We start from the raw sequence: 25673 nt of genomic DNA on the forward strand, positions 1-25673 counted from the left end.
ACTTACGCGGCCTGTTGGGCGGCATCGCGGTAGTGCTCGAACAGGGCGGTGCTCATGTAGCGTTCGCCGATATCGGGCAACACAACCACGATCGTCTTGCCATTGTTTTCCGGTTTCGCGGCGACTTTCAGCGCCGCCGCCATGGCAGCCCCGCAACTGATGCCGCAGGTGATGCCCTCTTCGCGGGCGAGTCGCTGAGCCGTCTCGAACGACTCCTCGTCCGTCACGGTGACGACCTCGTCGATGATGCTCGTATCGAGAATGTCGGGGATGAAACCGGCTCCGATTCCCTGAATCTTGTGCTTGCCGGGGGAGCCGCCGGAGATCACGGGGCTAGCTTCGGGTTCTACAGCGACCGAATGCAGCGGCGTATTCTTCACCTGTTCCCAATACTGGGAGACCCCGGTGATCGTCCCGCCAGTGCCGACACCGGCAACGAAGATATCGACGTCACCGTTGGTGTCTTCCCAAATCTCCGGGCCGGTCGTCTTCTTGTGGATTTCGGGATTGGCGGGGTTCTTGAATTGCTGGGGCATGAAGTAATCCCCGGTCGCGGCCATTTCTTCGGCCTTCGAGATCGCGCCCTTCATGCCGTCGGCAGCCGGCGTGAGGATCAATTCCGCGCCGAAGGACCGCAGCATCGCGCGCCGCTCCAGCGACATTGACTCCGGCATCGTTAGCGTGAGCGGATAACCGCGTGCCGCGCAAACGAAGGCGAGGGCAATCCCTGTGTTGCCGCTGGTCGGCTCGACGACCTTCATGCCTTTTTTGAGTGCGCCGCGTTTCTCTGCATCCCAGATCATGTTCGCGCCGATGCGGCACTTCACGCTGTAAGCGGGATTTCGTCCTTCGATCTTCGCCAGAACGGTCGCACCAAGCCCCTTGGCGAGATGGTTAATTTTGACAAGCGGCGTTTTTCCGATGGCTTCGGAATTGTCCTGCAACACGGGCATGAGGTTGCTCCTTTGATATGGCAGTGTGGGATCCGACCGGTTCGAGGAGCAAAATCTGCTCCAGGTGTCATCGTTCCGTCCGAGTGACTTCGTTAAGTATCGTCGGCTTGATTCGGTCCGACAACAGGACTTTGCGGGCCGGCGGTGAACATCCAAAATTTTTGCAATTGATCGAAGCCATCACGCTAACGAATGACCGACTCATCGTACTTCGAGGATGACGTGGAATATTCCTCTCGAGAGTCCGCGCTGCGGACATAGCGTTCGATGCGGGCAGAGGTGGGATCGGGCCCACCCGCTTCCAGCGAGGGCTTGGTTACAAATTGATCGAACGGCGAATCGCTCGACTCGTCCGTCCCCATCTGCCGCGAAGTTGCCCGAGAGTTTTCGGGGCCTGTGCGGAACGCATCTCGCTCACCGGAATTATTCGCGGTGCGAGGCAACTCGCCGCGAAGGAATTGCAGGAACTTGGGACTCGCCCGGTTGATGACCACGATCTGCGGCTCAGCTCCGGGCGAATTCTTGGGTTTGATGATGCAGACGATCTCGGCTCCTTCGCCAGCCGACATCGCCGCGCCGAGTTCCTCACCATTAATTCCGCCGACGCCGCGGCCTGATGTGAGCGATGACTCGGATCGACTTGAGGGCACGCGGGGCGCTGCGTCAGCCGATTCGGCCTCGGCCAGCAATTCGGCGAGGCGGGAGTTCTGAGTACCCGTTTCCAACGATCCGCCGGAATTCGCTGCGAAATCGTTACCGCGGCTCGGGCCTGTTTTGTAGAGAGCCGACATCTGCTCTTTGTCGAGCAGCTTATGAATTTCGCGAAGGCCCGCGTAGACCCCACGGTCTCGGGGACTGTCGGCGGCGATGCAGATACCAACCAATCGTCCCTCGGCATCAAACAGCCCGCCCCCGGAACGTCCTTTGACCGGAGTGCCGGTGCATTCGATCGTGTCAGCTCCGCGGTAAGGATTGATCCGAGTGACCCGGTGCTGGCGTCGAGTCGGGTTGTCGCCGTTGTCGCATCCGAAACTGAACGCAATGGCCTTCGGCTTCGGATGTGCGCTCAATGGGGCGACCTTCGAGACCGGTACGCTGACGGGGATCGGAATGGAGATCAGTCCGACATCGGCGTCCTCGGCGTCAAAATAGATGACGTTGCCGGCGAGCGTTTTGTGCTCTGAGCCGCGAAAGACATCGACTTCGATTTCGGAGCCGTCATGGAAGCCACGAAAAATATGGCCGCAGGTCAGCGCGATCGCGCGTCCCGGCGTACTCTGCACGATCGTTCCGGATCCGAAATTGACACCGTCTTTGTCTTTGACACGAATGCGAACGGTCGTTTGCAGAGGGTTCTTCGCAAGGAGCGATGGGGCCGAGACCGAATCGTCGCTCTGACCTCGCACAACCTGACCTGACGAAGTGGGCAGGCGGCGCTGCGGGCTACTTGAACGCCGGTCATTCGCGGTTGAACCGCTTTCGACGGCCGCACCGAATACCGGCGGCATCGACGTTCCGCCACCAAGACCGCCGGAACTTTCATTCGAAGCCAGTCGCACCGGGGGAAACAAGTTCCGGCTCGGCTGTGATGTTGAATTTTGACGCCCTGCCGGAGGGCGATTACGGGCGAAATCGCGAACGATGTCAGCCCGGGTCCGAGCGCGGCCATCCGGCCTGACATCAGCGACCTGACTCCTCCCGGAGGCGATGTCGGGAACTTTGGGAACGCGTGCGAGCATCCGCCTCAGATCCGATTCCGTGGCGGTGCCGACTCTGCGGGCGACCTCCTGACCGTTCACGATGAGCACAAAGGCCGGGATGGCACCGATCTTGTACTTCGCTTTCAGATCCGGCCGTTGATCGACGTCGACCTGACGGATCGGAAACCCTTCGGCGGTCAGCTTATGGATCGTTGGTTCCATGCCGCGGCAGGGACCACACCACTTGGCGGTAAAGTCGTAGAGGACGGCGTCGGGGGCGGCACCGGTTACGGCCAGTACAATGAGCGCGGCATTCACGGTCGGAATCCATTCCGTTCGCGGCGGGCGAGTTGGGCCAAAAACCGGCGGGACTTTCGGAGATATCGTGTGCCCGCGCGGGGAATGCGGACGGAAAGGGATATCGCAGAAGTGTCAAACCGATCGTGTCAGACGTCCTTGCCTGACGCGGTCCGGGCGGGGAGACCGGACCAAAGGTGTGTAAGTCCTACAGCGGGGAAGTGTCAACAACGGTTCGAAATTGCAAAGATGCTTCCGCCTCGGGAATCGTTCCCGAACCGGCGATGGCGTCAGCAACCAACCGAGAGATCGCGCTATTCGTGCTTTTTCTCAGGCCGGTTACCATCGGACATCTCTAAAAATGCATCTGCATTCGAACTCGAATCAGATTTAAGATGCACGTTCCGTTCCGCAATCAATTTGAATTCCCGATTGCTTAATTCTTTCGCGCCCCGCGTCATCATGTCCTCCCCGCCTGTCCGCGTGCCGGGGGAGGGCGATATAATGGGAAGTCGACCTATTCGACTCAGCCTCCTGCTCACAGAGTGATTTTCGTGTCGCGCTTGCTTCTTCGGCTGCTCACTGTGGTGTCATTGCCCGTCTGCCTGCTCGGCTGCGGCGGCGGTGACGACATTTCCGTCTACAACGCGCCCAAACCGGCGGAGGCCCCGGCGATTGAGCCGCGCCCCGGCCCGGTCATGACCGGCGAAGCCGAGCCGACGCAGATGATCGCTGCGATCATTCCGCAGGGCGAAGAAGCCTGGTTCTTCAAGGTCGACGGTAATCCGGCGGCGGTGACGCCGCTGATGAAGCCGTTCCTCGAACTCGTCAAATCGGTCGAGTTCGGCGATGACGGCGACGCCACGTGGGACACCCCTGATGGCTGGACGCAACAAGCCGGCAATCAGATTCGGTTCGCCACGCTGCAAACGGGGGACGAGGAGGTCTCGGTGACCCGACTACCGATCTTCGGGGACGACCTTGACGAATACATTCTGTCGAACGTCAACCGCTGGCGCGGCCAAGTCAACCTGCCTCCGATGGATCAGGCCGACCTGCATCAGGGAGGCGACCTCAATGAAGAGACGCGGTTGTTGACGCTGGGCGACGGAACGGAAGTCACGCTCGTCAATTTTTCCGGCGTGAAGGCGGGAGGAACCTCCGTGCCGCCGTTCGCCGGGACCGGGCGGACCCCGCCATCCGGACGTCCCGCCGCACCGGCTCGGCAGACCTCCACCTCTTCGGAATTGAACTTCGATGTCCCGGAGGGATGGCGGCCGGGCGAAACGAATTCGTTCCGCAAAGCGTCGTTCGTGGTCGGACAGGGTGAGCAACAGGCCGAAGTGACCGCAATCGATCTGCCGGCCGCGGCCAACGATCCCATCCCGAATATCAATCGCTGGCGGGGACAGGTCGGACTCGATCGCCTCGACGCCGCCGAAGTCGAGAAAGAGATAAGATCAATCGACATTGATGGATCAACCGGTCAATATGTGTCTCTAGTTGGTCCTGAGGACCGCTCCCCCCGCAAGGCCATCCTGGGAGTCATTGTCGAACGAGGTAACAAAGCCTGGTTCTTCAAACTCACAGGCCCCGCCGACCTTGCACTCCGGCAGCAGGCGAATTTCGAGAAGTTCGTCCGCAGCATCCGCTTTTCAGGTGAGTAAATCATGGCGACGAACGCGCCCGTCTCCGATGCACACTCCGACGCTCAGCCACCCGGCGAACAACCGCGCGAGCACACCCTCGCTTCGGTCGCCCCGCAAGTCGAACAGTTCTTAAAGCCGCTGGCTTCACTGAAGCTGACGGTCGTGTTGTTTTCGCTGGCCGTGTTCATCGTATTCGTGGGCACGCTTGCGCAGCACCGCAAGGACATCTGGGACGTCGTCCACGAATATTTCCGCTGCTTCGTCGCGTGGATCACGATCAAAGACCTGTTTCCCGTTTCGTTCTTCGGCGACCTCGGCATTCCCGAAGTCCTCAATTTCGGCGCGTTCGAAGTACCCGTCGCCTTCCCATTTCCCGGCGGTTGGCTGATCGGCGGATTGATGTTCGTCAACCTGATGGCCGCGCACGCCGTCCGCTTCAAGGTGCAGACGAAGGGGCCCCGGCTGATCGCAGGCTTGGTGACGATCGCTCTGGGGTCACTGTTAACGTATGTCGTCGTGACCGGCGGGATGGACAGCGTCGGCCTCTCTGAGAACGAACGTGCCGATTGGGAATTGATCTGGAACGTGTTTCGGGGAGGACTGCTTGCTGCCACCGTCGCCCTGATCGGATTGTCGGTTCGTGCGGGGCTCAAGCTCTCCTCAGGCGGTTCCAAGCCGCAATTCTGGCTGCTCACGCTCTCATCCGGACTCTTCGCTGCGGCGACGGCGATGACGTTCGCCCTCGGCGATATTTCTCCCTCCGCGACACGAATTTTATGGCAGCTCATCAAGGCGCTGCTCGTTTCGGCGGTCCTGTTCATCGGCTGTTGGCTGGCGTTCAAAAAACGCGCGGGCATCGTGCTGCTGCACGCCGGCGTTGTGCTCTTGATGTTCAGCGAATTGCTCGTGGGGCTATTCGCCGAAGAAGCCCAGATGCAGATACGGGAGGGTCAGACGAAAAGCTACGTCGAAGACATCCGCGAGATTGAACTGGTCGTCGTCGACAAGTCGGGCGAAGAGACCGACCGCGTCGTCGCCATCCCCGAGTCGAAAATCCGACCGGGAGCCACGATCAGCCATCCGGAGTTGCCTTACGACATTCTGGTCGACCGGCTCCTTCCCAACAGCCGGCTTCGAAAAGCGGCCTCCGTCGATGCCGAGAATCCCGCGACGACAGGTGAGGGGACCGATTGGATTGCCATCGAAACTCGGATGGGAACCGGGGTCGACACCGACTCGAAAGCCGATGTCGCGTCGGGTTACGTCACGCTGCTCGAAAAAAATTCCGGCGAGCCGGTTGAGACGCATCTCGTCTCCGCATGGCTCGCTGATAACGAAGCCGACACGTTCGAAGTCGGCGACACGACCTACGCGATCGATCTTCGCTTTCGCCGGGGCTATCGACCGTTCACGGTCACGCTAAACGACGTCAAAAAAGAAGATTACGTCGGCACATCGACGCCGCGGAATTACGAATCGGTCATCCATTTGGTCGACCCCGATGCGGGCACCGATCGTGAGATTCGCGTCTGGATGAACAACCCGCTGCGATACGGCGGCGAAACGTTTTATCAGAGCGGTTACTTTCAGGACCCGAGTACCGGCATCGAATATACGACGTTGCAGGTCACGAAGAACGAAGGCTGGATGCTGCCTTACGTGTCGTGCGTGGTGGTCGGCTTCGGCATGATCGCCCACTTCGTGATCTCACTGCTGCGGTTCATGGGCAAACGCGTTCGCGATGTGAACGTGACGATGGCCGCTCAATTGAGAAACGATGAACCGTCCGACGTTCCGGAGTCCGATCCCGCCGCGATTCGCATCGCAGGATGGGCGCTTCCCGCGTTGATCGTGATAGTCTTGGGAGGGTATGCGCTCTCAAAAATGGCCCCGCCCTCCGCAGTAGATGATGGGTACGACCTGTACCGCTTCGGTCAGATTCCGGTCATCTATCAGGGTCGACCCAAGCCGATCGACACGCTCGCCCGCAACTCGCTGCGGCAAGTGATCGGCAACTATGAGACCTACAATGTGCCGCTCGCGGGCGACGAATACCGAACCGAACCGGCGATCCAATGGCTGCTCGACCTGATCGCCAATCCGACCAAGGCTGCCGAGCACCGCGTCTTCCGCATCGACAATCTCGAATTGCTCGACACCCTCGGGCTGAAGATGCGCAAGGGCCTGCGGTATTCGCTGAGCGAGTTTCAGGATGCCATCTTCCCCCCACCGAACGAAGACGGCACACCCTCCGGGCCGAGTGATTTCTTTAAGGAAGCTCAATCGGCAAATGAGCAGAAGGAGAATGATGCCTCCGGGCTCACCGTCTATCAGCGCAAGGTTCTCGACCTGGCGAGAAAGATTTCTTACGTCGGAATGCTTCGCGGCTCGTTCGAACCTCAGACCGACCTGCTGACGCGATCGATACAAATGGGGCAGGGTGTCGACGGCTTCGAAACCCTGCATGAGCAATTCAAAACCGACCGGCAACCGCCGCTGTCGGCAGTCGTCACAAGTACGCGCGAGGCCGAAGAACAGGAAGACGGCAAGACGATTGTTGTCGAAAAAATCGACAAAGAGTGGGAGACATTGGGTTACGCCGAGGTGAAGGCGCTGCTCGCCGACTTCCGCGCACAACAGACCGGAGAGCAAAGCCCGCCGGCGCACCCGACGGTCACGGGGTGGAGAAAAGTCGTCGGTGCTTACATCGACGAGAACCCTGACAAGTTCAACGCCGCGGTCGACGAATTGCTCGCAGCGAGCGAAACCCTCCCGCCGGAGACGACGCGGAAGAAACTCGGCTTCGAAGCCTACTTCAATCACGCCGCACCATTCTTCAACTGCTTCGTCCTCTACCTGATGGCGTTCGGCCTGACGCTCGTCGGCTGGTTGTTCTCAGCGTTCCGGGCCGGTCGGCCGATTCAGGCATCGGCGTTCTGGCTGATCGCCTTCACGATGTGCGTCCACTCACTCGCCCTGATCGGGCGGATGTATATTTCGGGACGCCCGCCGGTGACCAACCTTTACAGCTCGGCCGTCTTCATCGGCTGGGGTGCCGTGCTGATGGGGTTAATTTGCGAACGGCTCTTCGGCATGGGCTTCGGCAACGCGGTTGCCGCGTCGGCCGGGGCGGCCACGCTGTTGATCGCCCAATCCCTCGCCGGAGACGGCGACACCTTTACGGTGTTGCAGGCCGTGCTCGATACGCAGTTCTGGCTCGCAACGCACGTCGTGTGCATCTCGACCGGTTACATCGCCACCTATGTGGCGGGACTGTTCGGCGTGTTCTACATCTTGACCGGAATATTGACCCCGATGCTCCATCGCCCAGCGGGGACACAGACCACCAAGACGATCGGCCAGACCCTCGCGTCGATGATCTACGGGATCACGTGTGCTGCGATCTTCTTCAGCTTTGTCGGCACGGTCCTAGGCGGATTATGGGCCGATGACTCGTGGGGCCGGTTCTGGGGTTGGGACCCGAAAGAGAACGGGGCCCTCATGATCGTGCTCTGGAACGCGCTTGTGCTGCACGCCCGTTGGGATCGCGTCATCACCGATCGGGGCCTCGCGATGCTCGCGATCGCAGGCAATATCGTCGTCAGTTGGAGTTGGTACGGCGTCAACGAGCTCGGCGTCGGCCTGCACTCGTACGGCTTCACCGAAGGCGTGATGTTGGCCTTGGGAATCTTCGCCGCAAGCCAGTTGCTGCTGATTTCGTTCGGCTTTTTGCCGAAATCGACTTGGTGGAGCGACCGGGCCGCCAAAATGAAATGATCAATACGCACAAGCCGCGCACGTAGTAAGCGGATCGAGCGAGGTGGAAGCGGACCACGAAATAAATCGATCGTCATGCACAAGCCGCGCACGTAGTAAGCGGATCGAGCGAGGAAACTTTTCCCCTTGATCCGCTTACTTCGTGCGCGGCTTGTTGCTTTGAGCCGCTCAGCGCCTACGTTTTGATCTTCGCCCGCTTCGAGCGGCGGGCTTGGGCGCTGGCGGGGCGTTTGCCGTGGTTGGCTTTTTTCAGTTTGCGTTGGGTCTTGGCCATTATTCTTACTCGCTGATGGAATGTTTCGGGTCGGGAAGTGTACGCAGCCGGGCGGCCTGCGCGAAGGGCACGGCATTACCGGAGTCGCGACAGATACCGGCGAAAGGCGTCTTGCAGCTCGTCGACATCGCCGAAATGGGCCTCGAATTCGGCCCGGCGGGTCTCGGCATCGTCCCAAATCAGGCGGGGTTTCGAGCCGATCGCCTCCAGATATTCGCGGTACTTGCCCCGCCGCGCCTTCGCGAGGAAGTAAGTCAACGCCCAACTTTCGGCATATGCCGTGCGAGCGGTCGACGCGTCACGCAACGGGTCATCTGAAGAGATCAGTCTGTCGATATCGAGGCTTGCCCCGCGCAGCGCCGGCAGCCGGGCGCGATTGACGTCACCGATCGTGCGCCACCCGCTCGTCGAGCGCAGGTCGGGGGTTTCGCAGAACATCGCGAAACCCTCGGTCATCCACATCGGGTTATCGGCGTACCGTATGTGAACACCGCAATTGAACGCGATCTGATGCGTTGCTTCATGGATCACGGTCGCGACGTTTGCTGACGACGCGCTGAGCAACCGGTTCATCTCGGCTCGCGATTTAACTTGTCGCCCCCGAAATCGGGCCGACAAATCGGAGAACACGATCCGATTCGAGCGGATCGAATAGTAGCCGATGGTCGTCGCCGCGGCGTCGCCGATGTCGGCGCGGGCATATTGGGCGAACGCCGCCTGATCGCTGAATATGATCGCAGCCAGCGGAAACTCCGGCTCGTGCAATTCGAGCGGGTCGCGATCCCAGTATCGCGTGAACACGTTCAAGAATCGCTCGAGCGTCGTCTCGCACCAGTCGGTGAACTCCGGTGCCGCGCTGCTGGCGATGACGTAGTGCTTGGTCTTGGATACGGAGAACTCTTCCCCAAATTCCTCTTGAAGCTTGCCGGCAAAATCATCGGCCGAAATCGGTTGGAAGGGCTGATCGAGATGCGTCCGGCTTACCATCGCCTTAGGGGTGACGTTCCACAGTTGGCCGTCAACGGCTTCGAGCAGAATCCCGCCATCGGCTGCTTCGACGATCACCCGTCCCGATTCTGCGATCTCCTTTCCGCCCGCCTTGAAGACGACTTCGGTCAGCGGTCGAGGTTCTTTAGCCAGTGCCGTTGTCGCGCTGAGACTGAAACAGAACGCCACCCACAACGTCAGAATCGACCACCGAGGGCGGGATTGGTTCGGCATTCGGCCATCGGAAGCCGCGGTAGTGGGAAATTGGGGCGGCATATCGTCTCCGCGTGTTGAGCGGGCCAAGGGGGACTCCTACGATGCGCGTGACCAAATGACCTTAACAACCGAGCCGTGACAATCCCATGAGCGAAGCCGCAGACGCCTCCTCAAATCGCCTCGCCGAAGAGACGAGTCCTTACCTCCAGCAGCACGCGTCGAATCCCGTCGACTGGTATCCATGGGGGGAGGAAGCCCTGACGAAGGCTCGTGAGGAAGACAAACCGATCTTTCTTTCGATCGGCTACAGCGCCTGCCACTGGTGCCACGTCATGGAGCACGAGAGCTTCGAGAACGCCGACATCGCGGCGGTGATGAATGAGAACTTTGTCTGCATCAAGGTCGATCGCGAAGAGCGGCCCGACCTCGATCAGATTTACATGAACGCCGTCGTGGCGATGACCGGTCACGGTGGCTGGCCGATGTCGGTCTTCCTGATGCCCGACCGTCGGCCGTTCTTCGGCGGCACCTATTGGCCGCCGACGTCCCGCATGAACATGCCGGGCTTTCGCGACATCCTCACGCACATTCATCGCGCCTGGGTCGATCGCCGCGGCGACGTCGAAAACGGGGCGGCGGAACTGACCAATGCCGTGGCCACGATGTCGGTTCCCGATGACAAGCCGCAGCAGCTCGGGATCGGCGCACTCCAAAACGCCATGCAGAAACTGGTGCGCTCCGCCGACCGAGAGCACGGCGGCTTCGGTCGCGCCCCAAAATTCCCGCACGCGATGGACCTGCGGGTGCTGCTGCGGTGCTATAAGCGATTCGGCAATGACGAGGCATTGGAGGTCGTGAACCTCACGCTCGACAAGATGGCCCGCGGCGGCATTTACGACCACCTCGGCGGCGGCTTTCACCGCTACGCGACCGATGCCAAATGGCTCGTGCCACACTTCGAGAAAATGCTCTACGACAACGCGCTACTCGTACCCACATATTTGGAGGCTTATCAGGCGACGGGCAACGAACAATACGCCCGCGTGGTCTGGGAGACCTGCGACTATGTACTTCGCGAGATGACCTCATCCGAGGGAGGATTTTTCAGCACGCAGGATGCCGATAGCGAAGGGGAAGAGGGCAAGTTCTTCGTCTGGTCGAAGCAGGAGATTGATTTTTATCTCGCCGATCACGAGGAAGACTCTGGTGTGTTCAATTGGGCGTACGGCGTGACCGAAAAGGGAAATTGGGAAGGCAAGTCGATTCTGGAACGTCAACCTTACACTGCTGAGGAAGATACACCTTTCGGCCTCGATGCTGCCGGACTCGAACGGGTGCTAGAAGAGCTTCGTTCCCAATTGTTCAACGCCCGCGAGTCCCGGATCCACCCCGGCCGCGATGAGAAAGTCCTCACCGGCTGGAACGGCTTAATGATCGCCGCGATGGCCCAAGCGGGGGCGGTGCTCAATGACGAGCGATACACCCAAGCCGCCGCCTCGGCGGCGAAGTTCGTTCTTAAGAATCTCGTCAAAGAGGACCGCCTGCTGCACGCTTATAAAGACGGCCGATCCCGGTTCAACGCGTACCTTGACGATTACGCCTGCCTGATCGACGGGCTTGTTGAACTGTATCAAGCGAACTTCGACGAACGCTGGATTACCGAAGCGGTCCAGCTCGCCGAGCAGATGATCGCTCGCTACGCGGACGAAGAGGCAGGCGGGTTCTTTTACACGGCGGTGGACCACGAGGAGTTGATCGTTCGGCAGAAGGACGCCCAAGACAATGCGACCCCCGCGGGTAACACGATGGCGGCGACGGCGCTGCTCAAGCTCGCCCGCCTCACGACACGGACCGATTTCGAAGACCGAGCCATCGGCACGCTCGATGCGATCTCAGGCGTGGTTGCTTCATCGCCACTCGCCGCCGGGCAGGGGCTGATCGCCCTCGATTTTCTCCTCGGTCCGACGCAGGAGATCGTGATCGTCGACCCCAATCAATCGGAGGAAGGGAACGAGATGGTCGCCGAGGTTCGGAAAGGCTTCCGCCCTAATCAGGTCCTCGTCCGCACCACCGGCGACACCGAAGGCCCGCTGAAAACGCTGATCCGCGGCAAGGCTTCACCAGATGGGAAGACGAAAGCGTTCGTTTGTGAGAAGGGCGTGTGTCACGAGCCGGTGGGCGATGTTGCGTCATTGAAGGCGCAACTCTCTTGATTTGCCAGTAGTGAGAACGTCTCGCTTGGGGCGCTGCCGAGTGATTGAGTCCCTTGCTGGCGCTGCGGGCTTGTTTTGCCGATATCTGCCACTAATAGATCACCTGCAGGCCCGGCCTTTCTTCTTTTAATTGATCAATCGCCTCTCGCGTGACGCTCGTCGTTCTCACGTCGAGCTTTGTCAGTGCCGGCAGATCGGCGACGACTTCTATGCCAGCATCGGTCACGCCCGTTTCTGCGAGATTGAGTGACTCCAGTTGATCGAGCGTGAGCAGTTTCTTGAGCCCGTCATCCGTCACCTGGGTCAGTTGCAGGTCGAGGTCCTTCAGTTTTTTGAATCCGGCGATGGTATCGAGCGCCGCATCGGTCGTCTTGGTCGACCACAAACCGAGAACTTCCAATTGAGTCAGCGGGGCGAGATGGGCCACTCCCTCATCGCCGATGAAGCACTCGGCCAGTTCGAGCACCCTGAGATTTTCGAACTCCCCAACGGTCGCCAGACCGGCGTCGGTGACCGTGGTATCTCGCAAATTCAACCAGTTCAGGTTGGCTTTCCCCTTCAGAAATTCAAGACCCTCATCCCCCACAAAACACCGCATCAAGTCGATGCGTTCGAGCTTCGGAAAATTCTCGAGTCCCGCCAGCGTGTCGTCACTGATCCCCGTATCGCTGAGTTGGAGGACCCGCAACTCCTTAAACGGAGCGAGCGGTGTGACGGGATCGAAGAAATAGGGGCCGACGGCGTTGACCATTGTGATCGGTTGGTCGGGATTCAGTTTGGCCAAACCGGCATCGGTCACTTGCGATGACTCGAGTTTGATCGCGGCGAGGGACGGAATGTTGCCGACGTGCACCATCCCGGCATCCCCGATGTTGGTGAAGCGGATGTCGACATCCTTGAGCTTTTCGAACGTCGTCAGGTGAACCAGTCCGTCGTCCGTGACGTTGGTCCGCCGCAGATTGATCGCCCTCAGATTCTCAAGCGGCGCAATCGCTTCGAGTCCGGCATCCCCGGCTCCTGTATTCATCAAGCCGAGAACCGACACCCCGTCGAGTTCCGCCACCGTTTCGAGGCCTTCGTCGGTGAACGTCGGACCGCGTAGTTCCAATCGCCCCAACTCGGGAAAGGCCTTGAGCAACACGAGATGCTCATCGCCGGCACTGCTGGTTTCGAGCAGCTCAACGAAGACGACCTCGCCGTCGGCATTTCTCGTCAGCTTACCATTGAGCGACTCCAGGTAGGTCGAAATGTATTGCGCGGCATCATCTTCCGTCGCGGCAGCCGGCGTTGCGATTGCTGCTTCGGCGATGGCCAGTTCAGCTTCAAGGCGTTCGTTCTGCGTAATCGCCTGCTGCAACTGCGCTTCGAGCAAGCTGCTCCGCCGGTCTGAGCATCCCGCAGTCAACAGCAGGGCGACGGCGATGGAGAGTGGAATCGGGCCGGAAAAACCACGGAGTCGGAGCGACAAAGTCATTGCGATTCGGGGGTGCTATGCGAGGAGGGAAAATCGTGGCCCATCAGACGATTTCGGGCCGTTCGCTGGAGAATGGAGCGTAACCCCGCATCGGGGGTTCTCGCAAACGTCCTTGTTTCACCGTCGCGATCGCAGACATGGGGGAACCGCCGTCACTTTCAGACCTGCCGCACCGCGAAATTTCTCCTGTTGCCACGAATGGAAGAAAAATCGGTCGTGGCCGAATATTCGCTCCCGCCTAAAACTCTTCACACAGTTCGGGGTTCGAGGAGTCATGGTCATGACGGGTCAAGCCACAATGCTTCAGCGGCAATTGGAAGACGAGTTCTCTGAGTCGTCTGAAGAAGCGCTCACCTACGACAAGATGGACCATGACGCGGTCAATCAGGCGTTCGTGGACGAATTCCTCGCTGCGGTCGAGTCTCAAGGCCTCGGGCCGCGGCTGCATGACGGCGTGAATCCGCTGACGCTCGTCGACGTCGGCACTGGCACCGCTCGCATCCCGATTAACCTCGCCCGACGGCCGCTGTTCGTGAAACCGATTGTGGTCGACGCGTCCGAGGCGATGCTCAAGCTGGCCAAGCTCAACATCTACGCCAGCGGATTGCAGGCGAATATTGTGCTCAAGCAGGCCAACGCCCACGAATTGCCGTTCGATGATCAGCAATTTGACGCGTTGATGAGCAACAGCCTGATTCATCACATCCCCAAACCCTCAGCCGTGTTTGCCGAGATGCTCCGGGTGCTCAAGCCCGGCGGGCTGATCTTCGTCCGCGACCTCGCCCGTCCCGAATCAACCGAGGGCGTCGAAGAATTAGTCGCGAAGCACGCCGCCGAGGAGACCGAAGAAGCGCAGCAGCTCTTCCGCCAATCGCTGCAAGCGGCACTCACGGTTGACGAAGTTGCCTCGATGCTCAAAGAGCAGGGCGTCGATCCTGGCCTCGTCACGATGTCCTCGGATCGCCATTGGACGATCGCCGGACTCGTAAAGCCGGTCTGAGGCGAATTGCTGATTGAAGGCCGCAGGTCTAGGCGGCGAATCCGCTCACTCCGCGAATATCTCTCAATGGAGAGCCCCGGCATATCGCCGGGGTTGCTCCGACGTATCGCGACATCTTGAGTTCAAGGCGGGCAATCTCCCGAAAATTTTCGGTTGAGAGAGCGATTCGTTCCGATAATCCGACCTTCGCCCCTGCCGATCGGAATTTCGCCGCTTCCGAACTGAAGGTCGTTTGACAGTCACAAGCCGCGACCTAAGTTTGCCGGAACTCGCCGCTGCGACCCGAACTTCGGAGTCGGACACGACGGGTTTCGCAGCGAACCGATTTCACCCGGTTCGACGCAACGATTCAGTCTGCGACACGGCGGGGAAAGCTGGGAGCTTTGAGGGGATCCCGCCGTGTCGCTTTTCCTTTCGGCGCATCGATCGTGTCGAATCGGTCGCGCACTGCCGGAACTCTCCAATGGCGGCTCCCTCCCGCACAATTCGATCTCGCCGCGGCCTTTCTCTGATGGAAGTCGCCGTCGCCATCGCCGTGACATCGATTGCCGGCGCGGCCCTGCTGACGTCCCTGACCGCCGCAGTACGCACCAGCACACTCCTCGCTCAGCGACAGTGTGCTTCAGGTCTGGCGACGCAACTGCTTGACGAGATCACGCGATTGCCGGTCGACGCGAATGCGGCGGCGGCCCCTTTGGGAAATCGCAACGGCTACACCGCGGTTGATCATTTTGATGGCTGGACCGCGACGCCGCCGCTCGACGCTTACGGACGACAGATCGGCTCAGAAGAGGCGGTTCAGATTGATGCGACGGCAGCGCGGCCGCTCGCGCTGCGGGCCGATACCGAACTGATGGCGAAATTGACGCGATCGGCAAGCGTCGAACGCGTTCAGCAAAACGGCGCCGGGGGATGGGAAACGGTCTCCGATTCCATCGATACCCCGTACCGCCGCGTGACCGTCGTGGTCTCAATCACCGAAGGGACAAACGTGCCGAAACCGCTCGCCACACAGAGCCGGATCGTCAGCGAGGTGACTAGTGCCCCGTAAAAAAACCGGTCGAGCCGCAGGAGCATTTGACCAACGAACAAAACGGTCCACTCGGGCGGCCTTTACGCTGCTCGAGTTGATGATTGCGCTGACGGTGACTTCCGGATTGGTCGTCATTCTCGGCGGGATCATGACCGCTTCCGCCACTGCCCAAAGACATACCGAAGGTGTCGCGACGGCGATTTCGCATGGAGAAACGGCGCTGCGTCGAGTCCGCACTGCCGTGGGCTCGGCCGGCGTTTATGAGGTCTCCGCCGGTCAGCGTATTTGCGGCATCGCGGTCGTACCGACGACTGTTGAGTCGACCACTCTTCCCGACACTTTGGTCGTTTGGACCGGTGATGGCAGCCTCGCCGATGGGGACCCTTTAGAGAGGCTACCACTCGCCTCGGAATTGACCGTCTTCGCACCCGGCGTGGGCGATGCCCACCGGATCGACGAGATCAGTTTTCCGTCAGCGACCGGAGAGGTCGATTTCGCGGCAGCCGACTTCGCCGCAACGATTCGCGCATTGGTCGCCTCGGCCGACGCCGTGCGAACGCGACTGACCGACCGATTGCGACGGGCGGAGATGCCTGCGGGCACGATGGTCGGGGCGCTTCGATTTCAAATCATCGCCCAACCAACAGATGCGGAAATTGCGGCAGCGACCGACGAGGCGTCATGGACCGCGCTCAACTGGGCCGGCGGTTTCGGAGGAAGCAGCACGGGCCTGCAAGAAATCTCTGTGACAACGGAATTGCAACTTCACCTGTTCGATCCGGACGGCCCGAATGACGCCGGCGTTGCGGCCGGGGGCTCCCTGCCGCTGTTCGGTTCTGCCAGTCGCCGCTATCTCGTCGAAAGGAATTGAGAGCGATGCAATCGGTTCCGAAAATTGAACTCGCGCGGGAACGTTCGCGTCGAGGTGTTGCGCTGCTGATCGTGATGATTGCGGTCAGTGCATCCCTCGTATTGACGCTGACGTTCATGCAGTCGCAGACCGTCTCCGTCTCGATCAGCGAAAACTTGGATCACGGACGCTCCGCTCTCGACGCCGCGCGAACCGGCGCGGCAGCCGCATTTGCTTTGATGCAGTCGCCGGAGTGGGAAGGGGTCGCCACCCCATTAACAGGCACGCTCGGCGCGGACACGTCGGGGACAATTTCTTACACGGTGACCTATCACCGCGTCGATCCGACCGACACGCTCGCGGCCTTGGCGGCGGCGCTGCTTGTCGAAGCGAGATCAACCGGGACGTTCACGCCGACCGACGCGACGCGGGCCCCGATCGAAAAAACCGTCACCTTTGTTGCCGAGTTGAAGCCGCGTTTACCGGGACGAACGATCGGAGCCGGTGATGATGCCGCGTTGGATGATCTCGCTCCCTGGCCGACCGATTGGGGCACGATCCAGGATTACACGATCACGGCCCGCGGCGTCGGCGCCGACCCGCTCGCCATCGAGCCGCGAACCGGCGTGTCGGGCGACGTCTTTCTCAGCGGCTCGACTGTCATCTTCGACACGTCCAACGGGAGTCACTGGCGAACAGCCCGTGACGAAATACTCAGTTCCATCGGCGAGGAATATGTCGCCGGCGGCAATCGAGTTTCACCACACCCGATCTTGGGCACTCTGTACTTTGAATCGTCGCCATCGGGCACCGTGCAGAGCGAACTAACAACGCTCGGCGTGCCCTGGTCCCAAGTCGATGCTCCTTCTCCGCCATCATTCGACGTCGCAGTCTTTGCCAACAGTTATCATCTTTATGAAGGCGGATTCGAGTACACACCGATCTCCGTCGGCAGTTCCGTTTCGAATCAAACTTACGAACCGACGGCGGCGAACCCGCTGGGAATCGTCTATCGCTCCGGTAGCGTCTCCCTCGGCTCCGACGTCACTGTCATCGGTACGGTCGTCGCAACGGGTGACGTCCGACTGGACGGCGATGACATTCATATCGTCGCCCCGAACTGGTCGTTCGGTGCGGATGGCGTCGAAATCGACGAGCCCCATTTGTGGCCCCGCCTCCCGTCGCTCATCTCGCTGACTGACGACATCGAAACCGACGACACCGTTCGAGCCGTCGTCGAAGGGGCGATCTATGCCGGCGGTGACCTGCGATGTGCCGACCTGGAGTACGGAATTAACGGCTCGTGGTTAATCACAACGGGCACCGCAACGGCATCCATCATCGCGCCGGGCACCACACTAATTACGACCGGCGGCGGAGCGAGTACGGCCTTAATCTCGGTTGGTAACGAAGCGGGACTGACCATCGAAAACACTATCTGCTGGTATCGCGTTAAGGCGGTCGATGCCACCGGCGGGACGTTTCAAATTGCCGGCGAAGTTGAGTCGGCAAGCGCTCTACCGCTTCAAGTGCGTGGCCGACGGACAAACTCCCTCGGCTTTTACGGGCCGCTGTTCGTCAACGGGGGAGTGCAAACCGAGGCCCCGCCGTCATGGTCGAACGTCTCGAACGGCACGTGGAGCAGCAAACTCAACAATTGGAATTGGGTAAATTTCTGGCTCAACTACAACTTGGAAGAGTTGATCTCTTTCCTCTCCTATATTGACTCCCCGCTGAACTGGTTGTTCTCCGGCGATGGTCGCGGGACCTACGGACTGGGATTGGAGCCCGTCACCCAATTCGCCCGGCCGGTCGATGCGGTCTTCGGATTCGAGCCGCCGCTGTTTCGGCCGTCGCCCGGTGACGCCAACGGCGACGGAGCCGGGTACCGGTGGGTCATCCGCAACTGGAGGGAGGGCACATGAGATTCTCATCGCGAATCCCGATCTCGCGGCGCGCCTTCACGCTGATTGAACTGGTCATTGTGATCGGATTGATCGCCGTCGCGGCGACGCTCGCGATCACCTCGGCGGGGGCCTATCCGGGCCGACATGCGGAAATCGCCGCAAAACTCATCCTGACAGACCTTCGACTCGCCCGTTCGCTTGCGATCCACCACAACGCGCAGGTCGTCGTCGCATTCGACTCGACGGCGAATCGCTATTCGATTTCGGCGGCCGGCGGAAGCACGATCGATCTCCCGACGCCGCAGTTAGGAGCAGTGAGCGGCGAAGCCTACACGATCGACCTTGATCAGGTTTGCAAAGCCAGTCTCGCCGGAGCGATGAGCCGTCAGAGCGAGAGCCTCGTGAGCGAAGTCGTCTTTCAACCGGACGGCGGAGCCAGTCCCGACCGCGCCGAAGACACCGTTGTCTGGATCGTCGAGCAGGGTTCCGGCGGCGCGCGATTCGTGCGACTTCGCATCTGCTGGGTGACCGGAGAAGTCTGGCCGGGCGGCCCCTGGGTTTGGGACTCCAATGCTCGGACTTTTCTGACCGCCGATGAGCCTTAACGAAGCCGCACACAAACGATTGACCTGTTTAACAAACTTCATAAAGCCGACATCACCCCCACTCCCGACAATAGCCATGTCCATTTTCAGTCCGAAACACATTTCGCCGATCGGGATTCACTTCGACGGTGATCTCGTCTCCGCGATTCAGTTGTCCGGCCCTCCGCACGATCGCAAGGTGGTCGCCGCGGCCAGAGCGACGTTGCCGCTCGGCGACGACGGCTCCCTCGACTCAGATGCCGCCGGCGAAACGTTCGGACGACTGTTCGGCGACCACGCCTTCAAAGGTCGGCACGCCGTGACCGCGCTCGGTCCTACGGAGCTTTTTATTCAAAACGTCCGGCTGCCCGACATCCCTCGCGTGGAATGGCCGGCCGCCCTACGCAGCGAGTCATCCGAGCGGCTCCCGTTTCCCGCCGAAGAAGCGGAGATTCGCTTCCTGCCCGCGGGGGAGTTTCGACAGGACGGCGAAACCAAACAGGAAGTCGTGCTGTTCGCATCGCATCGCCCCGGGTTGGAGCAGATCGTCAAACTGTGTCAGCGAGCAGGAGCAGTTCTGGAACGCGTCGATACCGTGCCGACGGCTGTACTGCGAGCACAGTACGATCCGACCGGCGAATCTGACGGCCGTTGGGCGACGATCGATTTCGGACGAGGCGGGGCGACCGTTGCGTTCGCCAAAGGCGATCACGTGTTGTTCGCAAAATTTCTGCCGTGCAGCGGACAGGAGCTCGATGATGCCGTTGCCGCGGCGATGAACCTGTCCGCACCGGAAGCACGCACGATGCGCGAGACCGTGACCGAAGCGGAACAACTTGATCCGTCCGACGATCTCCATCGCACGGTTATCGGCGCGATTCGCAAACCGTTGGAGCGATTGGCCAACGAAGTCGAACTGTGCCTGCGTTATTTCAAAGTCGCCTTCCGCGGCAAACCGGTCGACATGATGACCGTTGCCGGCAGTGAAGCGAGCCCGTGGCTGACCGAATATTTGGGAACACGGCTCGGCCTCGATTGCCGAATCGCCGAGCCATTCGCGACGCAGCACGTGACGCATCGGCTGCGCAGCGGTCGCCCTGCGAATTGGACCGCCGCGATCGGTCTCGCATTAGCCGAACCACTAACGGACGACGCCCGCGCGGAAACCTTCGTCGCCGAACCGAGAGAATTGGTCGAAGCCTGATCGTCCCTCACCGTACCCGATGTTCATTCACCGACTGATTCGAACCGAGTCGAACTGTGAAACCCATTCAAACCGAGTCGACCCCGCAGATCGATTTCCTTCCCAAGCGGCATCGCCGCGATCGGGAAGCGATGCGTCGATCGACCAGTTGCCGTTCCGTCCTCGCGTTCTTTGTGATCGGAATCGCTGCGACGACGGTGGTTCTCATTCAAACGCCCCAGCGTCTCGCCGCCGAGCAGGAGCGGCTCGATCCGATGCTGGAGAAGAGCCGTTTTCTGCAAGCGGAGCGATCCCGGATCGACACCGTGCTGCAGGAGCTTCAAAGCCGGGCGGCAGTGGTCGACGAACTGACCGATTCGCCGAGTCGAACCTTCCTGTTTTGGGCGATCGCCGGCGCCGCGCCGGAGCAACTCTCGTTATCAAAACTCTCGATCGCCTCGAAGCAGTCGACAACGCGACGCCCCGACCCATCTGCGACCGAAACAGCCGTTGCGCAAGACCCGTTCGCGAAAGACGTCGCCCGACTTCGAGCCGGTAAGTCATCCGGGAGCACGACCATCACGATTGAGGGGACCGCCACCGACGACGCCGCCGTCGCGGAGTTCTTGGCGAATTTGGAAGAGCTGCAGATTTTCTCACAAGTCGCATTGCTATTCACCGACCGGCAGGCGCTGCGGGATCAAACGGGACGCCGCTTCGGCGCTCGACTCGTCGTTCGCCGTCGGCTCGAACCGTCCGAGGTCGACCGAATATCGGAATCGCCGGACGTCGCGTCGCCCCCTGACTCGGAGGTACTGCAATGATCGCCGGAGTCCGCAAAGACAGCTTCAAGCTCATCGTAGCGCTCATCCTGATGGGAGGGGCGTTCATCTACTTCGTTTATCTGCCGTACCGGCAAGTTGCTGCCCGTCTGCACAGCGCGGTCGAGGCCGCCCGCACAGAGATCGCGCTGCAACCGACAAGACGGATGGAGATCAACGAACTCAGCGAAAACGCCGACGATCTTCGCCGCCGTCTCAGCGACGGTCGAACGCGCATCCCGGCGAGTCCGCGGCTGCACGAGGTCGTGGCTCAGGTGTCGGGGCTGGCCCTGCAGCACGAGGTGCTGCTGCTGAGGCTATCGCCGGGCGATCCGATCGAACACGAGACATACTCGGAATATCCCTACGCGGTCGAATTCCGCGGCACCTTCACAGAAATCTCCCGCTGGCTTCGAGCCTTGGAGCAGGAGACGCGACTCTACGACGTTCGCTCGATTTCGATGGAAAAAGCCGAGAACCGCAAGTCAAAACAGGCAACTGAGGGGGCCTTGGAAGGCAAGTTGGAGTTTACGGTATTCGCAGCCGATGAGGGTAATTCCGAATCTGACGAAGACCGATTGGATCGCGCCCCATGAAATCGCCGATACCTGAATTGGGTTGAAGTCGATGGATCACTTCGCGCCCGAACGATAACCACCTCGAAATCGTCGAACGTGACGACGCCTTTCCGGGCGAACCGGGCATTTCAAGTTTCAAATTCCGTCGCCGCTCGACCTCGTTGAATACACCACATCCCTTAGCCGTTCCTATTATGTCATCAGTCGCCGAACGCCTGAAGAAGGAAGTCGTCGCCGCTCCGGCGAAAGCGGCGGTCTTGGCGATTTTGACGGCGGTCTTTCTGTACGTCAGCGTGCCTTTCGTGATCTCCCTGCTTAGTCGTTCGGAGACCGGAACACCGCGCACCGTTGGTGCCCCCGCACCGGCCACCGCGACAGATCGAAGCGAACTCGGCGACCCCAACCGCACGGCCATTGATGCCGTTGATGCGGGCAACTCGACCGTTGCGACGTCGGGCGATTGGAGTTCCCTCGCGCCAGTCGGCGAGCTTCCGCGGGATCCGTTCGACTTCGATTACGACCAATTGTCCCCGCCGGTCTTATTCGCCGACGACTCCCAATTCGTTCGCACCGCGGAAAATGACCCGACGCCGAATAACAAAGAAGAGGTCGCAATTCCGGAAGTTGCCGTGGCGGAGCCACCTCGACCGGCTCGCGATCCGGCCAGCTACGGGCTGGAACTCAAAAGCACAATCGTTGGGCCGAGCCGCAGCGTGGCGCTGATCAATTCACGGATCTACCGCGAGGGCGCCCGGATCGAAGCCGACGGGGCAACGCTGCTCGTCAAGCAGGTCCGGCCCAAACGAGTGTTGATTGACGACGGAGTTCAGACTTTTGAACTCACAATCGATCGCTGGAACTCCACGGCGTCGAGTTCAGGGAACGCCCCGAACTAAAAAGGCGTCGCAGCCGACACTTCACCGACAGGCAGTTCGTCACGGAAGACGAAAGTCATGGGTAAACAAGGACTTCGAGCAGCACAGATTTGCCTCGCGATCGCGTTTGCGATCGCGATGCTGCCGCTGGCGCTGCCGCGACCTCAGGCCGGCGAGTCCTATCTCGCCGCCAGGGCCGATCGCGCCCAGCGCACGTGGAATTCACTCCCCGATAGCGAGCTCCCGCTCGAAAGTGACCTCGGCGAGGTCCTCTTGGCCGAACTCGACCCGCCACTCGTAAAATCGCCGACCGTCGACTACGAAGCTGCGACGCCGGAAACCGTAGCACCGACGCCGGTCAATTCGGAAATACGAACCGCAGAACGAACGCCTGCGGTCGAGATCGCCTCTGCGGCAACACCGCCGGACGGTGAAGAAAACGCCGCCGCGGATGTTGAGATCGCGATCACCGACCCAACCGTTATTGAAGTGACAACTGACGAGTCGGTCGGGCTTCCTGAAGACTGGCTGATCGCAGACGGTGACTCGTCGAAGTCCTCGCTTTCGAACCGCTCAAGACGTGAGTTCGCCCCCGGTGCCTCACGACCGCTCGCTCGAATCGCATCGCGATCGGACGTTTTCATCCCGCTCGATTTGGGTTCTCCTCGCATCGATCGCGAACTCAAAGACTTCTTTCCGAATGATCCCTATCTCGACCAAAAGCAGATGGTTCGTTCCGATCCGGTGATCCGTTTCCGTCCTGTTGCGGAAGAACCGCCGGAGGAACCAGTCCCGCTGCCGCCTGCCGGTCGGGTTGAAGAAGAGCTGCAACAACTCCGCAAAGAAATCCGCGAGTTGGCCGAGTCGCGAAAACCGACCGCGGTGGCACAGGGTATCGGAATCGACCAGGCGCTCGAAATGCTCAACGAGATCAACGCGGCCAAAGAGCGACGCAATCAGCAGCTTGAAGAGATGCTGCGCGGTCCACGCGGGAACTCGCCGACGCAGCCGCCTGCGCAATCGCAGACGGCATCAGATCCTTCGCTGCAAAATCCAACTCAGAATCTGACGCAGAATTCACCCGAGAGTCGCTCGGCCGTATCGCCGCCGATCGCTCCGCGCCCGGCACCTCCACAGCGGCGACGCGTGCCGGTCATCGTGACGCGACCCGGCGAGGGCGATACTGATCACTTCGACCTGCAGGTTGATGAGGCGGAACTGAGCCAGGTCCTCGAGATGCTGGGTGAACTGGCCGGTTGGAACGTGATCGTCGCGCCGGAAGTCTCCGGGCTCGTCTCAATCAATTTGCACGACGTCACGGGGATTGAAGCGCTGGAAGCGTTGTGTCGCCCGCGCAACCTGATCGCCCGACAAGAGGGTGAGTTCATCTATGTCTATCCGGCCGCCTTCGAGGATCGGGCCCGCACGGTGGTGACGAAGATTTATCGTCCGAACTACATCAGCACGACCGATCTGCAGGCCCTGTTGACACCGCTGCTGACGCCGGAGGTCGGTCGAATGGCGGTGACTAACCCGTCGCAGGCAGGACTGCCGCTCGACAATCAGAACACCGGGGGAGACTCGCTCTCGCAGGAAGACGCGCTTGTCATTATCGACTATGAGGAAGTTCTGGAAGAGGTCGACGGCGTCGTCGCCGAGATGGACGTTCCGCCGCCACAGGTCGTGATCGAGGCCGTCATTCTTCGCGTACGCCTGAACGATACGATGCGGCTCGGCGTCAATTTGGCGTTGCTCGGCGGAAACGAACAGCAGCTCGTCACCACCGGAAGTGGCGGAACGATCGACTCCACGCCGGGCTACCCGGGCACATCGAACTCGCTATTGCCGGCTGCCGGTGATTTTCTCGCCGCGGCAGCGGGCATGCGTTACGGCTTCCTGCGGGGAGACATCAGCGGATTCATCGAAGCGCTTGAGGGCATCACCGAAACAAGCCTCGTCGCATCCCCTCAAATCCGGGTGCTCAATAAGCAAAAGGCGGAGCTGATCATCGGCCAACGGCTGGGCTTCCGCACGCGAACTTTCAACGGTCAGCAGACGATCGAAAACGTGGAGTTTCTCGATGTCGGTACCAAACTGATTCTCCGGCCGTTCATGGCGCCGGACGGATTGGTGCGGCTCGAAATTCACCCCGAACGCTCCAGCGGCTCGATCGATGACGATGGCATTCCGCAAGTCGAGACGACTGAGGTCACCAGCACCGTCATGTGCCGCGACGGGGCGACCGTGGTCATCGGCGGTTTGATCGACGAATCAGTCGAAGAGAACGTCCAACAGGTGCCGCTGCTCGGCTCGATCCCATGGATCGGCAGAGCATTTCGAAACTCGACCGAATCGATGGTTCGCAACGAGCTGATCGTTCTGATCACTCCCCGAGTTGTGCAGGAGCCGGTCGAAAGCGTGCGCGGCGATATCTTGAAGTACGAATCGGAACGTCGAGCCAGACATTTCGCCGACCGACTTGCACCAGTCAGTCGCCGTAACCTCGCCCGCATTCACGTCGACCGGGCCCGCGAATTACTCGCACGGGGCAAAGCAGTTGAAGCCCGCAATCACGTGATTCACGCCCTCAAGATTCGTAAGAACGACGACACGGCCCTTCGCCTGCTCGACGAGATCGAACAGCGGCTCGGCCATCGCGTGAAACACATTCTCGGCAATTCTCCGCTGACGGATGCTCCGGTCCTGATCGAGCCGGGGACGACCGAAACGATCGTTCCTGTTCCGGTGGACGAACAGGGCATCTTGCCACCACCGGCACCGGCGGCGGGCGATTTCCCCCGCGTCAACGACGGCCCGCGACTTGAGATGAATCAACCGGCTTCACCGTCCGATCCGACTCCATCCAACCCTCCCGCCTCCGATGCGAACGGCGTTCCCGCGCCGGTCTCGTCGATGCCGATGATCGGCCGATCCGACAACTCCCCGCCGATCGTGAAACCGGCATCGCAAGTCACGTCGAAAGGACCGGATGCAATCGGCTCTACGGCACCGATACCGGAAATCAGACCGGTCAAATTTCAGCCACTTCCCATTCGACCCGGCCGTCCGACAAAAATTCGGACCGCCAATGCCGAGTCAGTTCGGGCCGTCTCCGAGATCTTCGCCGCTCATTCGGCTGACCTAAATGTCGTCGAAAAGAGCAGGTCGGAACCGGAAGGCGTCGAGGGTTCAAATCCATTTTCCAAAGCGACCGGCTCGGATCGGGCCCCCCGCGTGCGGTCGCTCCACGCTGTTCGCGAACGCTGGTCGAATGCCGACTCGCACAACTCGGGAAAGTGATT

18 protein-coding genes are annotated in these 25673 nt (G+C 60.4%); 13 read left to right on the forward strand and 5 right to left on the reverse strand.

The features are described from left to right. Window positions 1–2: 2 nt before the first annotated feature. Window positions 3–953 carry a cysteine synthase A gene (gene cysK / locus Pan189_RS16270; RefSeq protein WP_145365053.1) on the reverse strand — a complete coding sequence of 317 codons (951 nt, stop codon included), beginning with the start codon at window positions 951–953 and terminating at the stop codon, window positions 3–5. A 185-nt stretch (window positions 954–1138) separates the two neighbouring features. Further along, complete coding sequence (locus Pan189_RS16275; protein ID WP_145365055.1) at window positions 1139–2971, reverse strand: trypsin-like peptidase domain-containing protein; 1833 nt, start codon at window positions 2969–2971, stop codon at window positions 1139–1141. Window positions 2972–3504: 533 nt separating this feature from the next. Here Pan189_RS16275 and Pan189_RS16280 point away from each other — a divergent pair. Both Pan189_RS16280 and Pan189_RS16285 read left to right on the forward strand, forming a co-directional pair. After that, the gene (locus tag Pan189_RS16280) at window positions 3505–4617 is read left to right on the forward strand and encodes a hypothetical protein (protein ID WP_145365057.1); all 1113 of its coding nucleotides are present in this window, start codon (window positions 3505–3507) and stop codon (window positions 4615–4617) included. Between the two features lie 3 nt (window positions 4618–4620). Further along, window positions 4621–8376, forward strand: a complete 3756-nt coding sequence (locus Pan189_RS16285; RefSeq protein WP_145365059.1) for a cytochrome c biogenesis protein — start codon at window positions 4621–4623, stop codon at window positions 8374–8376. Window positions 8377–8551: 175 nt separating this feature from the next. Here Pan189_RS16285 and Pan189_RS21740 read toward each other — a convergent pair whose 3' ends face one another. Next, complete coding sequence (locus Pan189_RS21740; protein WP_369299124.1) at window positions 8552–8650, reverse strand: 50S ribosomal protein bL37; 99 nt, start codon at window positions 8648–8650, stop codon at window positions 8552–8554. A 75-nt stretch (window positions 8651–8725) separates the two neighbouring features. Continuing rightward, entirely contained in the window at window positions 8726–9871 is a 1146-nt protein-coding gene (locus tag Pan189_RS16290) for a DUF1570 domain-containing protein (protein WP_310820631.1), read from the reverse strand. 128 nt (window positions 9872–9999) lie between these two features. Here Pan189_RS16290 and Pan189_RS16295 point away from each other — a divergent pair, with 128 nt between their 5' ends. After that, on the forward strand, window positions 10000–12066 hold the full coding sequence (locus Pan189_RS16295; protein ID WP_145365063.1) for a thioredoxin domain-containing protein: 2067 nt from the start codon (window positions 10000–10002) through the stop codon (window positions 12064–12066). A gap of 91 nt (window positions 12067–12157) precedes the next feature. On the opposite strand, the gene Pan189_RS16300 is transcribed toward Pan189_RS16295, so the two are convergent. Continuing rightward, window positions 12158–13540: a leucine-rich repeat domain-containing protein gene (locus tag Pan189_RS16300; protein ID WP_145365065.1), complete on the reverse strand. Its 1383-nt coding sequence runs from the start codon at window positions 13538–13540 to the stop codon at window positions 12158–12160. A 280-nt stretch (window positions 13541–13820) separates the two neighbouring features. On the opposite strand from Pan189_RS16300, the gene Pan189_RS21490 reads away from it, so the two are divergent. The 10 genes from Pan189_RS21490 (at window position 13821) to Pan189_RS16350 (ending at window position 25671) form a co-directional block, all read left to right on the forward strand. After that, window positions 13821–14540 carry a class I SAM-dependent methyltransferase gene (locus tag Pan189_RS21490; RefSeq protein WP_310820632.1) on the forward strand — a complete coding sequence of 240 codons (720 nt, stop codon included), beginning with the start codon at window positions 13821–13823 and terminating at the stop codon, window positions 14538–14540. A gap of 463 nt (window positions 14541–15003) precedes the next feature. Then, the gene (locus tag Pan189_RS16310) at window positions 15004–15591 is read left to right on the forward strand and encodes a type IV pilus modification PilV family protein (protein WP_145365068.1); all 588 of its coding nucleotides are present in this window, start codon (window positions 15004–15006) and stop codon (window positions 15589–15591) included. Next, window positions 15581–16444, forward strand: coding sequence for a PulJ/GspJ family protein (locus Pan189_RS16315; protein ID WP_145365070.1), 864 nt, complete (start codon window positions 15581–15583; stop codon window positions 16442–16444). The genes Pan189_RS16310 and Pan189_RS16315 overlap by 11 nt, the downstream gene beginning before the upstream one ends. 5 nt (window positions 16445–16449) lie before the next feature. Then, entirely contained in the window at window positions 16450–18348 is a 1899-nt protein-coding gene (locus Pan189_RS16320) for a hypothetical protein (RefSeq protein WP_145365071.1), read from the forward strand. Then, complete coding sequence (locus Pan189_RS16325) at window positions 18345–18935, forward strand: GspH/FimT family pseudopilin (RefSeq protein WP_145365073.1); 591 nt, start codon at window positions 18345–18347, stop codon at window positions 18933–18935. The genes Pan189_RS16320 and Pan189_RS16325 overlap by 4 nt, the downstream gene beginning before the upstream one ends. A gap of 76 nt (window positions 18936–19011) precedes the next feature. Continuing rightward, the gene (pilM, locus tag Pan189_RS16330; RefSeq protein ID WP_310820633.1) at window positions 19012–20118 is read left to right on the forward strand and encodes a pilus assembly protein PilM; all 1107 of its coding nucleotides are present in this window, start codon (window positions 19012–19014) and stop codon (window positions 20116–20118) included. Window positions 20119–20174: 56 nt separating this feature from the next. Then, window positions 20175–20921, forward strand: a complete 747-nt coding sequence (locus Pan189_RS16335; RefSeq protein ID WP_145365077.1) for a PilN domain-containing protein — start codon at window positions 20175–20177, stop codon at window positions 20919–20921. Continuing rightward, complete coding sequence (gene pilO / locus Pan189_RS16340) at window positions 20918–21514, forward strand: type 4a pilus biogenesis protein PilO (protein WP_145365079.1); 597 nt, start codon at window positions 20918–20920, stop codon at window positions 21512–21514. The genes Pan189_RS16335 and pilO overlap by 4 nt, the downstream gene beginning before the upstream one ends. A gap of 176 nt (window positions 21515–21690) precedes the next feature. After that, a complete protein-coding gene (locus tag Pan189_RS16345) occupies window positions 21691–22392 on the forward strand; it encodes a hypothetical protein (protein ID WP_145365081.1) in 702 nt (233 codons plus the stop codon). 57 nt (window positions 22393–22449) lie between these two features. After that, the gene (locus Pan189_RS16350) at window positions 22450–25671 is read left to right on the forward strand and encodes a type II secretion system protein GspD (protein WP_145365083.1); all 3222 of its coding nucleotides are present in this window, start codon (window positions 22450–22452) and stop codon (window positions 25669–25671) included. Window positions 25672–25673 lie beyond the last annotated feature (2 nt).

Source organism: Stratiformator vulcanicus (assembly GCF_007744515.1).
Classification (GTDB): Bacteria; Planctomycetota; Planctomycetia; order Planctomycetales; family Planctomycetaceae; genus Stratiformator; species Stratiformator vulcanicus.

Bases quoted from the DNA above. Each gene is read 5' to 3' on its own strand.
- Pan189_RS16325 (WP_145365073.1), top strand. From the start codon at position 18,345: ATGAGATTCTCATCGCGAATCCCGATCTCGCGGCGCGCCTTCACGCTG.
- cysK (WP_145365053.1), bottom strand. From the start codon at position 953: ATGCCCGTGTTGCAGGACAATTCCGAAGCCATCGGAAAAACGCCGCTT.
- Pan189_RS16285 (WP_145365059.1), top strand. From the start codon at position 4,621: ATGGCGACGAACGCGCCCGTCTCCGATGCACACTCCGACGCTCAGCCA.
- pilM (WP_310820633.1), top strand. From the start codon at position 19,012: ATGTCCATTTTCAGTCCGAAACACATTTCGCCGATCGGGATTCACTTC.
- Pan189_RS16295 (WP_145365063.1), top strand. From the start codon at position 10,000: ATGAGCGAAGCCGCAGACGCCTCCTCAAATCGCCTCGCCGAAGAGACG.
- Pan189_RS21740 (WP_369299124.1), bottom strand. From the start codon at position 8,650: ATGGCCAAGACCCAACGCAAACTGAAAAAAGCCAACCACGGCAAACGC.
- Pan189_RS21490 (WP_310820632.1), top strand. From the start codon at position 13,821: ATGACGGGTCAAGCCACAATGCTTCAGCGGCAATTGGAAGACGAGTTC.
- Pan189_RS16345 (WP_145365081.1), top strand. From the start codon at position 21,691: ATGTCATCAGTCGCCGAACGCCTGAAGAAGGAAGTCGTCGCCGCTCCG.
- Pan189_RS16320 (WP_145365071.1), top strand. From the start codon at position 16,450: ATGCAATCGGTTCCGAAAATTGAACTCGCGCGGGAACGTTCGCGTCGA.
- pilO (WP_145365079.1), top strand. From the start codon at position 20,918: ATGATCGCCGGAGTCCGCAAAGACAGCTTCAAGCTCATCGTAGCGCTC.
- Pan189_RS16350 (WP_145365083.1), top strand. From the start codon at position 22,450: ATGGGTAAACAAGGACTTCGAGCAGCACAGATTTGCCTCGCGATCGCG.
- Pan189_RS16310 (WP_145365068.1), top strand. From the start codon at position 15,004: ATGGCGGCTCCCTCCCGCACAATTCGATCTCGCCGCGGCCTTTCTCTG.
- Pan189_RS16300 (WP_145365065.1), bottom strand. From the start codon at position 13,540: ATGACTTTGTCGCTCCGACTCCGTGGTTTTTCCGGCCCGATTCCACTC.
- Pan189_RS16290 (WP_310820631.1), bottom strand. From the start codon at position 9,871: ATGCCGAACCAATCCCGCCCTCGGTGGTCGATTCTGACGTTGTGGGTG.